Origin of the sequence: Microbacterium canaveralium (assembly GCF_047238045.1) — a bacterium.
Lineage (GTDB): Bacteria > Actinomycetota > Actinomycetes > Actinomycetales > Microbacteriaceae > Microbacterium.
In genome coordinates this window covers 25076-35712 of sequence record NZ_JBDFMA010000005.1, presented here as the reverse complement: position 1 = coordinate 35712, position 10637 = coordinate 25076, and the positions used below count along the sequence as shown (strand labels likewise).

Here is a 10637-nt window from a genome sequence, read left to right as displayed (position 1 = left end):
CTCCCCGCCTACTGCGACCCGCTCGGGCCGCCAGCTGAGTCATCTGTCGCGGACTGCACAGCCCCCTTGGCCGTGTTCGCGGCACCCTTGGCCACGTCCGCGGCGAGCTTCGCGCCGAGAACCACCGGAGCCGCCGGGCCTGCCGCGGCAGCACCACCCGCGGCAGCTGCTCCGCCACCCGCAGCTGCGCCACCAGCGGCCGCGCCGCCCGCAGCGGCACCACCACCGGCAGCAGCAGCGCCCCCGGCGCCTGCTCCTGCCCCGGCAGGGGCCGCACGGCTCGCGGTCGCGGCCGCGCCGCCGCCGGCAGAGCTGGCGCCGCTGGGCGCCGACGACGCGCCCCCACCACTACCGCCGCCCGCGTAGGAGGCTCCGCCGCCCGAGCCGGAAGAACGCCGGATCGCGCCAGTAGCCATTTCGCCGCCGACCGCCCCGGCCGCGCCCGCAACAGCCATCCCCGACATGCCGCCGCCGGCAACGGCACTCGTCATCGGAGCGACGAAGCGCAGCAGGGCCGGGAGGGCGATGAGAGCCATGAGCATCAGTGCGAGGCCGGTCAGGATCGACCACAGCCCGCCGCCGTCGTCCTGGAAGGCATCGGTTCCGACGAGTTGGAACGCCGCCGCGTAGATCAGCGCAGCGGCGGGCTTGTAGAGAATGAACGCGATCGTCCAGCCGACGATGCGACCGAACCACTGCTTGCCCATCTGCGTGTTGGTAAAGCTCGCGGCCAGCGGCAGAACCCCGGCGAGGATCACGAGGAGCCCGCCGCGCACGACCATGAGCGCGACCTGGACGAACACCATCAGCAACGCGATCGCACCGAGGATCAGCACGCCGATCAGCCCGATAGGCGAGGACGTGCTGAGCGCGATCATGGCCGCGACGTTCGTCCCGAAGCACTGCGATTCACCGCCCGCTGACACGTCGCAGTCCGTCGCGTTGTTCAGCACCCACACGGAGAACGAATCCGCCGCAGTAACCGCGAGGGTGAGGATCGCCAGACCCGCACCCGAGACGACGATGAGCGTCAGGAGCGACTGAATGAGATCCTTGCCCGGCTGCGCGCGCTGCTCCCACGCCATGCGGATGCCGCCGACGATCACGGAGAGCACCGCGAGGCCGCCGACGTAGAACCACAGCGAGTTCTGGAGGAAGCCGACCGCCGACGATGAGCCACCAGGTGCGCTCGAGCTGAGGATGCCGCCGACGAGCGCGGAGGCACCCGAAATCAGCATGACGGCGATGAACACGACACCGAGCGCGCCCAGGTTCCGCATCCCCTCACCGCGCCGCATCCGCAGCGCGATCAGCGCGCCGAGAGCGATGAGCGAGAGAACCGCGATCGCCAGGCCGATGTAGGTGACGTAGTTGAGGATCGTCGTGAACGCCTCGCTACCGGGCGGCGTTCCCCCGCCCGTCGTCGACCCGTCACCGGCCGTCAGAATCGGCGTCGGCACCGCGACCCACATGCTGCCCATGCTCGCGATCGCCTTGCCGAAGCCCTCCATAACCCGGTTCGTCAACTCTTGAATCGCATCGTTCGACGCCTGCGACACAACGTCGCCAACCCCTTGCTGGATGCACCCGAAGGGATCGGTGAGCCAGTTGCAGCCCTCGTCGGCGGCAGCCATCTTTAGACCCCCGCCCAGGGAATGTACCCGCCCAGATTCTCAAGCGGTGAGGCGGCAAATGGAGGTTGCCCGTTGTCGTCGAGCACGATCTTCCAATCGCCGTCGACCCAGTGCAGAACAACCGGCATGCTTACGAGGGCACTACCCGACGACGTGACAGTCCAAGCGATGTCAACGACCGCCTCATCTGCGCTGTACGAGTTGATCTTGAAGCCGGCGACCTGGACTCTCGTGCTCGACGACCCTCCGCCGCCGCCGGCGGCTAGCGCCGCGTCGCGGCCCGGACCAGGCTCGACCAGCTCGGGGAGACGAGGAACGTTCCGGCTGTCGGAGGCGAGAGCCACATAGTTGACCGCGGCGAACAGTGAGCCCTCTGCCGTGTGCGCGTAGCACGAACGGAAACCTTCGTCGACGGTACCTGGCCCTGCGCCGCTTGCGTCGGTGGGCGCGGCCACAGTGCCCACCAGCTCCCACTCGTTCTCGGGAGCGGCGGTGAGAGAGCTTGTCTCCTCGAACCCTTCCAGGCCGCACACGCTCGGGTCGGCCGAGCCCGGATCGGTCGACGCCGACGTGGTGGGCGCGGGTGTGGGATCGGCGTTGTTGTTCCCTCCGCCGAGGAGGGACGTGACGAGTACGACGATCGCGGCCAGGACAATCGCCCCGACCACGATCGCGGCGACGATGAACCCTCTACTTCGGAAAGGGCTTTGCGAGTCAGCGGTGCTCATATGTCAGTCCCTCCTCAGTGGTCAGGAGCCGGAGATGAAGCCGACGAGAGCGGTGGCAGCGCCAATGACCATGACGCCGACGAGGATCGCCACGAACGTCTTGACGTGCTCGCCGCCCTCGCCGCGGCGGGAGTTGAACATGAACATCACGGCAACTGCGATCAGAGCCAGGATCGCGGCGATGAGGCCGACCCACTTGGCCCAGCCAAGGATCGTGCCGACCGCCTCGAACCCGGGAGGGGCCACCGGGTCGGGGTCGGGCAGGGCGGCGATGACGTTGACGACGTCGGCTGCAAGAAGCTGGAGCGACATGGTTCTTCCTTTCAGTTGTGAGCGGGGCCGCTCGGAGACAGTTGCAGATCCGCCAGCAGGGCACGGAACTCTTTAGGGACAGGGACAGAAGGATCAACGGGGCCGAGCCGCCAGGCGTCCACCCACGGCAGCGTCCACACGCGCGGAACGCCGCCGGCGATGACGTGCTGAAGGTCGCGCAGCGGCTTCGGAAGGCGACCCGGTGCATCGGGGATCAACACCAGGCCGACCAGCTGCACGGATTCGCCCAACACTCCCGACGCCCACTCGGTCGCGGCACGCTGGGCAGCGGTCAGGCCGCTCCAACTCGTCCGTGCGACGAGAGCGACGCGACTCGGGGTGCCGGGGGTCTCGGCCACGGGCCAGCCGTGCTGCGCGGGGCGGCTGCCCGCGGCGAGGGTCGCGAGGGTCGATTCACCGGCACCCCCGTGCACCCCCAACCACCACACCGTCGCCGGCCACGCTTGCGACCACCGCGGCAAACGGTCGGCCGTGTCCGGGGTCGGAACACCAGCCTGAGGGGTGGACGGCCCGGTGCGGGCCTGACGCCGCGTGGCGGCGGGAGCCGCCTCCGGCTCTGGCTCCGGCGACTGCTCGGGGCCGGTGAGCCAGGGGTTTGCGTTGGTCATGCTCGCTCCGCTCTGAAAGGAAACTTCAACACCCATACTCCGTCCGACCTCCGTCAAGTGCTTCACTTGTCCACCCCCATGTGCGGGGGGCGGCCAGGTGACGTAATCCTACCCAGAATGCGTGGGAACGGTCGATTATTATTCGAAACACCCCAATATCACGATACGCTGACCTTGTGAACGTGACCTCACCGACAGCGGAGTGGCCCGACTCGCTGCTCCGCGACTACGGGCAGATGATGAGCGTGCGCGACGTCGCGCAGGCACTCAACATCGAAGAGTCGAACGTGCGTGCCCTGCTCACTGCGACGCACCCCGCCGGGCGGATGCCGGGGGTGAAGCTCGGCAAGAGCTGGCGCATCGACCGCAACCAGCTGCGCGTGTATCTCCTCGCGCACCACAACGACCGATCATTGAGCTCCACCCAGATCAGAGAGGCGCATCATGGCTGACACTGTGGCCACCTACCCCCGGATCGTCGCTGTCGTGGAGACACCGACCGGCGGGACCGTCAGCATCGACGGTCGGACGACACCCGTGGCCGGGCCGGACGAACAGGGCGTGCGCAAAGAGATCCACGCGCTCGTCACCGCGACCGCGATGGAGCTGCACCGCCCCGTGCGACTGACCACACGGGATGCGCTCGGCGAACAACAGTTCGCCGTGCACCCGGACGGCCGGATGGAACCCCTCTCCCTCCTCGACGAAACCGCCGCGGTGCCGCCCACGCTGCCCGCGGCCGTCGAGGAGCCCACGGGCGCTGCGCCTGCATCGGCCGCACCGACCCCCGCAGCGACTCCGCAGCCGATGACGCGCGCAGAAGCCAGGCGGCCCACACTCGACGACCTCCTGCAGTCGCGCCCGCCCGCACCCCTTGGGCCCGCAACGATGGGCTGGCAAGGAACCGTCCGCCGCCTCACCGGCGGGCTCGTATCGCCACGACCGAGCGAGTTCGAGCTATCTCACCGCTCCGCGATCGAGCGCGTACAGCGCTCCCTCCGCGGACCGAGGACCGTCGTCGTAATCAACCCGAAGGGCGGCGCGCACAAGACAACCGCCACGCTTCTCCTGGCCGCGACGTTCGGCACCCACCGGGGCGGCTCCACGCTCGCCTGGGACAACAACGAGACCCGCGGCACGCTCGGCTGGCGAGCCCAGCCCGCACGGCATCAGAACACCGCCGTCGATCTACTCCGCGACCTCGATCGCTTCAACGACGTCCGCAACGCGAAGGTTGGCGACCTGGACAACTACACCAGGTCGCAAGGGTCGACCCAGTTCGACGTCCTGGCCTCCGACGAAGACGCGGCCGCCTCGAGCACCATCGACGCACGCGCATTCAACGAGCTGCACGCCACGCTGAGCCGCTTCTACCGCGTGATCGTCGTCGACACCGGAAACAACATGCGCGCCTCGAACTGGGAGGCCGCAGTGGCCGCCGCCGACCAGCTCGTAATCGTCTCGACCCTCCGCGAGGACACCGCAGCGTCAGCGGCATGGCTCGTCGACGGACTCTACGAGAAAGGCCACGAGGCGAAGATCCGCGAGGCGGTCACCGTCCTCGCGTCACCCACGAAGGTCCCCGACCCCCAACTGCACACCCGACTGCACAGCCACTTCAACAGCCTCACCCGTGCCGTGCTGGACGTGCCGCACGACCCCGCGCTCGTCGACGGCGGCACGCTCAACTTCGACGCGCTGACCGCCGAGACGCGCGAGGCATGGCTCCAGGTGACGGCCACCGTGGCGGACGGACTATGAACCGCGCAGCCGCGGCCGCGATCCCCCTCGTGGCCGCCCTCGCCCTGGCCGGGTGCGTCAACAGCAACGATCCCGGCCCGCCGCCCTCGCCCAGCAGCTCGCCCACCGTCACGTCGACGAGCCCCGCCAACCCCACACCGCCCGTCGACATGGGCGCCACCGCTGATCCCGTCCCCGAAGCGGGCACAGACAGCCAAGCCGCCGCGATCGACACCGCAGAGAAGGCCGTCACGGCGTTCGCGCGCCCTGACCTGAGCTACGACGAGTGGATCAACGGCCTCTACCCGTACCTCACCCAGGCCGGCGCCGCCGCCTATGAGGACACCGACCCGGCGCGCGTGCCCGTCCGCCAGGTCACCGGCACCGGCACCATCCTGCCGGCGTCGACAGAAGTCGCGCTCATCGTCCAGGTCCCCACCGACGCGGGCCCCTACAACGTGAGCCTGAGCCGGCCGAGCCCTGACGCGCCGTGGCTGGCCGATCGGATTCGCCCGGCAGAGGGATAACCGCATGCCAGAAGGAAAGTCCGCAGCCGGCGCGCTCATCGTGGCCACGCCGCTCGTCGTCGTGGCCAGCATCTTCGCCCTCGTGCTCCTGTTCATGACCGGAGCCGGGTCCGCGGCCGCATGCGCCGGCGGCGCCGGCACCGTGGACCCCGAAAAGGTACCCACCGAGCCCGTCGCCGGCTACTCCGGGGAGCAGCTGACCAACGCCGCGCTCATCATGAACGCCGCCGTCCCGCTCGGCCTAGACCGCCAGGCGCAGGTCATCGGCGTCATGACGGCGATGGGCGAAAGCTCGCTGCGCAACATCGGCTACGGCGACGACATCAACGGCGTCACCAACCCGGACGGCACACCCACGTGCTCGCTCGGCCTGTTCCAGCAGCAGTGGTGCTTGGGCAGCTGGGGCACCCGCGACCAGGTGATGGACCCCACCTACGCGGCGACGCAGTTCTTCACGCGCCTCGCCGCCGTCCCCGACTGGCAGAGCCTCGAACCGACGATCGCCGCCCACAAGGTGCAGCGGAACGCCGACCCGTACCACTACGAGAAGTTCTTCGACGCCGCCAACCAGGTCGTCACCGCGATCGCCGGCGACGGCGCGAGCGGCGGCGGTTGCAGCGGCAACGGAAAGATCGTGTACCCGCTCGGGCCCGGCTTCAACATGACCGACGACTACGGTCCCCGCGTCATCGACATTCCCGGCGCCTCCACATGGCACCCCGCCGTCGACCTCCAGCACTGGCCGAACAACTGCCTCGACCAGATCTACTCCATCAGCGACGGCACCGTGACCTACATCGGCGGTATCCAACTCACGATCAAATCACCGGACGGGTGGAGCGCGTCATACCTGCACATGAAGCTCTCCGATATCTCCGTCGCCGTAGGCGACACCGTGACCGCTGGGCAGCCGATCGCGCTCACCGGCAACGAAGGCCCATCAGGCGGATGCCACCTGGACCTCCGTATCAACAAAGACGGCACCACCGACCCCGCGATCGCCAGCCTGAAAGCCGGCGAGGACCTGGGCGGCCCGTCCAACTCTTACGGCTTCGTCAACCCGGAAGAGTTCTACCAGGCGTTCGGTATGGAGCTGTGCCAGCCGGATTCGTGCCGGAGGCCCTGAATGAGCACCGCCCCCATCCCCGCCTACCCCGTCGTCTACGTCGACGTCGCCGTCGACGGCAGCGCCCACGTCAACGTCGCAGGACGGCACGAACACTTCGACCCCGCCCCGAGCGAGGTCACCCGCCGCGCGGTCACCGCTTACGCGGCCGCGGTCGCGGCCGAGCTGCACCGCCCCGTGCGCACGCAGATCACCGACCCAGACGGACAGTGGCTCGTCGCCGTCCACCCCACCGGGACGGTCACCGACCTTGCGGCAGCTCCCCAGAAAGCAGCCCGGCCGCGCAAACAGACCGTTACTGTGCCCGCAGCCCAGGGCTCGCCGCCCCCCGAACACCGCCCGGTAGACCCGCCACCGGCCACCACACCGGCGCCGGCGTACTTCCGGCCGCCGTTGCGCGCGTTCGCTCCGATCGCACCTCCCCCCGCGCCCGAGCCAGCAGGCGACGTCGAGCTGGAGCGAACCCGTCTCACTCGACGATCGGAGCAAGAACCGCAGCCGCCCGTCGCGATCCTGCGATTCAGCACAGGCGACATCGCGCACGTCCTCGGCGCCGCCCTCATCGGCCGCAATCCAGCTGGCGACGCCGGCGAGAACGTCGACCTGATGGTCACCGTCGACGACGAGTCGCGCATGCTCTCTCGCACCCATCTGCGCATCGAATGGCACGACGGGGCACTCTGGGCCACCGATCGCGCCTCCTCGAACGGCACCACGATCGAACGCCCGGGCGCTGCGCCCGTCGATCTAACACCCTGGCAGCCCTTCCAGCTGCACGACCAGGACGTCGCCGTGCTCGGCGACGTGCGCCTGACCGTCTCCGTTGACGAACATGGCCCGGAGGTGAACCTGTGATGACTGGACACCCGCGGGATACTGGGAACGACCCGGGAGTCGTCTTTGACAGCTCGCGCGGCAATTCCTCAGGTGAACAACACTCCGAACCCGAACGGAGCACACATGAAACCCTCGAACCGGTGAGCGAAGAGGACTACTGGTCACAATTCCCCGACACGCTGACCACCGCGGACGTGGCCAAGATCATTCGCACAGGTGCGCCGGCGGTCCGAGCGCGCCTGCGCGACGGAACGATCCCCGGCCACCGCATCGCTGACTCCTGGATCATCTTCAAGTCCGAGATTCGCGCCTGGCTCGCGGCCACCAGCAACCGGCCACGCACCAGCGAGCCCGTCGACGTGCTCGCTGACTACCCGGACGAGCTGAACTACCGCGACCTCATGCAGCTGTTCCGCGTGAAGTACAAGGGCACCATCTACATCTGGCTCGAACAGGGCCACATCCCCGGCTCCTTCGTCGGCGGCCGCTGGATCGTCCACAAGTGGCAGCTCCGCGAACGTCTCGACGAAACCAGCAACCAGCGGCCCTCCCCTAGCGCTGGCGACAATGAATAGCCCCGACACGCCGCGGCGGTCCCGAGCATTATGCATACTCTCGCCAGCATGGACTCATGAGTGAGTTCGGTCGGCGCGCGCGGCGCGCCAATGACGCGCCCACGGTCCTTCTCCAAGGCCGCGTGTCGCCAACCGTGCGCGACGATGTCCGAGAGGCCGCTGAGGCGTCCGGGGTCACGATGTCGTACTACCTGGAGGCGCTCATCACCAAGCTCGTCGATGAGAACGGCGCTATGCCGCTTGTCGACCGCCCGTCGCGCGATCGCGCGAATCAGCTCGACATTCCGCAGGAGGCCACCACAGCCGCCGCATAAACGAAAGAGCCCGCCGTTACCGGCGGGCCCCTCAAGGATTCGTAGCTCCGAGTCTCCCGTCGCCAAACTTGCGACTCCGAGCTAATCAACACCATCCGAGCCGGTGAAGCCGGAGGCTTCGTCGTTCCCAGAAGGAGTTGCGACTGACTATACCAAGCGCTAGCACTAGCGCCAGCATTTCCTTTAGCGATCCCCGCGTGTCGGAGCCTGACCTGGCATCCGCGTGGGTCCTCACGCGCGCCCTCAGCCCCCGGGAGCACGTGCGCGCGGCCGCGCAGCTCGCCTCCGGTGAGGTCCTGAACGAGTACGACCACCAATGCTCGGTGAACGAGCTACCCCCCCGCACCCCGTGGGCGATGTACCTCGCCGGCGAGGACCGCCGCTACACCTACCTCTGCTTCGACTTCGACAGCTCCCGCGGCAACGCCCCCTACGACGCCGGACGACTCTCGCACTGGCTCGACGAGCTGAACGTCCCCCACCTGGTCTGCGCCTCCGGCCCCACCGGCGGCCGCCACGTCTGGATCGGCATGGCCGAATCCGCCGACGCCGACCTCGTGCGAGATCTCGCACTCCTCGCCACGCAGCTGCTCCCCTCCCTCGACCCCACTCCCCTGACCAACCCCGCCACCGGCTGTGTGCGGCCGCCCGGAGCCCCCCACCGCCTCGGCGGTGTATCCGTGGCCCAAGGGCCGCTCACAGCCCTCACCAGCTGCACCGTCCCCCTCGACGCGATCACCGACCTCACGGCGTTCCTCGTCGACGCGGGCGCCGAGCTGCCGTCGCCCACAACGGGCCTGCTGCGCGGCATGGCCGTCGACGACGACGGCCACCCGTACATCGCCGGCCCCAGACGCCCGCTCACGGCCCGCGTCGACGCGATGCTCAACGGCTCCCCCGGGGAGGACACGTCCTACACCCTTGCCGCCGTCCTCGCCGGCTGTGCACACTCCCGCTGGCGCTACGCGGACGTCCTGGCCGTCGTCGACGCGCCCGCGTTCGAGCACGTCCGCACCCTCCGCGGCCGCACCGGCCGCGATCGCATCCCCCGCACCGAGCGGGGCCGTATCCGCGCCCTCGACGCCGCGTGGAACAACGCCGTCCGCTACGTCGCTGCTCACCCGCTCAACGGCACCGGCGACGACACCAACTACCTCGCCCGCGCGAATACCGCCCTAGCGGCCGTAGAACGCGCTCAGGAGCGCGCAGACGCCATGCCGGGCCTCTGGGGCGCGGACCGGGCATCATCAGCCGCACGCCGCAGCACAGGGACGCACAGCACCCGCGCCGTCCTCGATGCCCTCTGCCTCTACATCGCCCAGTCCGCGCAGCTGATCGTCGAAGCCGACATACGCCGACTGTCGGCCGACACCGGCTACGGCCGCACCACCGTCCACACCGCCCTCCAGGCCCTCACCCGCCCGCTCGTCGACGACGACCCGGAGTCCGCATGGTTCATCCGCGTCGGAGAGCCCGAGGCCCCTCACGGGCAGCGGTACCGACTCTCCGAACGGTTCTCCACAGACCCGGAGCACCGTAACCGGACACAAGTGCCTGCACGCCCCGCCCCCACCCGCCACCCCCTCAACGCCGGCTACTGGATCACCCGACTGACCGCTGAGCTCCAACCGCTCACGCACGATACGTTCGCCGCGCCGCGCAGCCTGGGCCGCACCGCAGGCCTGGTGTTCAAGCATCTGCCGGAAGCGGCCGCGACCACGATCGACGACCTGGTGCACCGGACCGGCCTGGACGCCGAACGCATCCGTACCGCGCTGCACCGCCTCCGGTTCCACCGTCTGGCACGCCGCGGCGGTGCAGGCTGGAGCCGCGGCGACACCACGGCCCTCGATACCGCCGCCGACGCCCTCGACGTCGCCGGTTACCTGGAGGCCCGCCGAGCACGCTACGGCGTCGAGCGCGGCCGGTGGGAATGGTGGAACGCCGAGCTGACCTGGATGCGGAAGCCGAACAAGAAGCGCCGAGGCCGGCGAGCCCCCTCCGGCGTCGCTCTGTTCGCCCAGAACGATCGTCCCGACTACTCGCGCTACCCGCGAGGCCCAGACGGTCGTGCCGACCACAAAGAAGCGCTCCGACTCGTCGACGCCGGCATCCTCTCCCCCGCCACAGCTCTCGCCGCGGCGTAGAACCACGCTCGAGCGCGATCGGCGCATGAGCTGCACCGATAGGCGGAGCCGCTACGCGGCCGCAGCTT

12 protein-coding genes are annotated in these 10637 nt (G+C 69.2%); 8 read left to right on the top strand and 4 right to left on the bottom strand.

The window, feature by feature from the left end:
- Window positions 1-8: 8 nt before the first annotated feature.
- From ABC271_RS18185 to ABC271_RS18170, 4 genes are read right to left on the bottom strand one after another with little or no spacing between them, the layout of a single operon-like run.
- Window positions 9-1634: a TrbL/VirB6 family protein gene (locus tag ABC271_RS18185; protein ID WP_412926251.1), complete on the bottom strand. Its 1626-nt coding sequence runs from the start codon at window positions 1632-1634 to the stop codon at window positions 9-11.
- Between the two features lie 2 nt (window positions 1635-1636).
- Window positions 1637-2362, bottom strand: a complete 726-nt coding sequence (locus ABC271_RS18180; protein WP_412926250.1) for a DUF8175 domain-containg protein — start codon at window positions 2360-2362, stop codon at window positions 1637-1639.
- Between the two features lie 21 nt (window positions 2363-2383).
- Window positions 2384-2674 carry a hypothetical protein gene (locus ABC271_RS18175; protein ID WP_092558257.1) on the bottom strand — a complete coding sequence of 97 codons (291 nt, stop codon included), beginning with the start codon at window positions 2672-2674 and terminating at the stop codon, window positions 2384-2386.
- Window positions 2675-2685: 11 nt separating this feature from the next.
- Complete coding sequence (locus ABC271_RS18170; RefSeq protein ID WP_412926249.1) at window positions 2686-3303, bottom strand: DUF6668 family protein; 618 nt, start codon at window positions 3301-3303, stop codon at window positions 2686-2688.
- A 182-nt stretch (window positions 3304-3485) separates the two neighbouring features.
- On the opposite strand from ABC271_RS18170, the gene ABC271_RS18165 reads away from it, so the two are divergent.
- The 8 genes from ABC271_RS18165 (at window position 3486) to ABC271_RS18130 (ending at window position 10569) form a co-directional block, all read left to right on the top strand.
- The gene (locus tag ABC271_RS18165) at window positions 3486-3755 is read left to right on the top strand and encodes a helix-turn-helix domain-containing protein (protein ID WP_412926248.1); all 270 of its coding nucleotides are present in this window, start codon (window positions 3486-3488) and stop codon (window positions 3753-3755) included.
- A complete protein-coding gene (locus tag ABC271_RS18160; protein ID WP_412926247.1) occupies window positions 3748-5064 on the top strand; it encodes a MinD/ParA family ATP-binding protein in 1317 nt (438 codons plus the stop codon). The genes ABC271_RS18165 and ABC271_RS18160 overlap by 8 nt, the downstream gene beginning before the upstream one ends.
- Window positions 5061-5570, top strand: a complete 510-nt coding sequence (locus ABC271_RS18155; RefSeq protein ID WP_412926246.1) for a hypothetical protein — start codon at window positions 5061-5063, stop codon at window positions 5568-5570. Before ABC271_RS18160 ends, ABC271_RS18155 begins: the two co-directional genes overlap by 4 nt.
- Before the next feature lie 4 nt (window positions 5571-5574).
- Window positions 5575-6696, top strand: coding sequence for a M23 family metallopeptidase (locus ABC271_RS18150; RefSeq protein ID WP_412926245.1), 1122 nt, complete (start codon window positions 5575-5577; stop codon window positions 6694-6696).
- Window positions 6697-7551, top strand: coding sequence for an FHA domain-containing protein (locus ABC271_RS18145; RefSeq protein ID WP_412926244.1), 855 nt, complete (start codon window positions 6697-6699; stop codon window positions 7549-7551).
- A gap of 122 nt (window positions 7552-7673) precedes the next feature.
- Window positions 7674-8108: a helix-turn-helix domain-containing protein gene (locus ABC271_RS18140; protein ID WP_412926243.1), complete on the top strand. Its 435-nt coding sequence runs from the start codon at window positions 7674-7676 to the stop codon at window positions 8106-8108.
- A 56-nt stretch (window positions 8109-8164) separates the two neighbouring features.
- The gene (locus ABC271_RS18135) at window positions 8165-8422 is read left to right on the top strand and encodes a hypothetical protein (RefSeq protein WP_412926242.1); all 258 of its coding nucleotides are present in this window, start codon (window positions 8165-8167) and stop codon (window positions 8420-8422) included.
- Between the two features lie 197 nt (window positions 8423-8619).
- Window positions 8620-10569, top strand: coding sequence for a hypothetical protein (locus tag ABC271_RS18130; protein WP_412926241.1), 1950 nt, complete (start codon window positions 8620-8622; stop codon window positions 10567-10569).
- The last annotated feature ends 68 nt before the right edge of the window (window positions 10570-10637 follow it).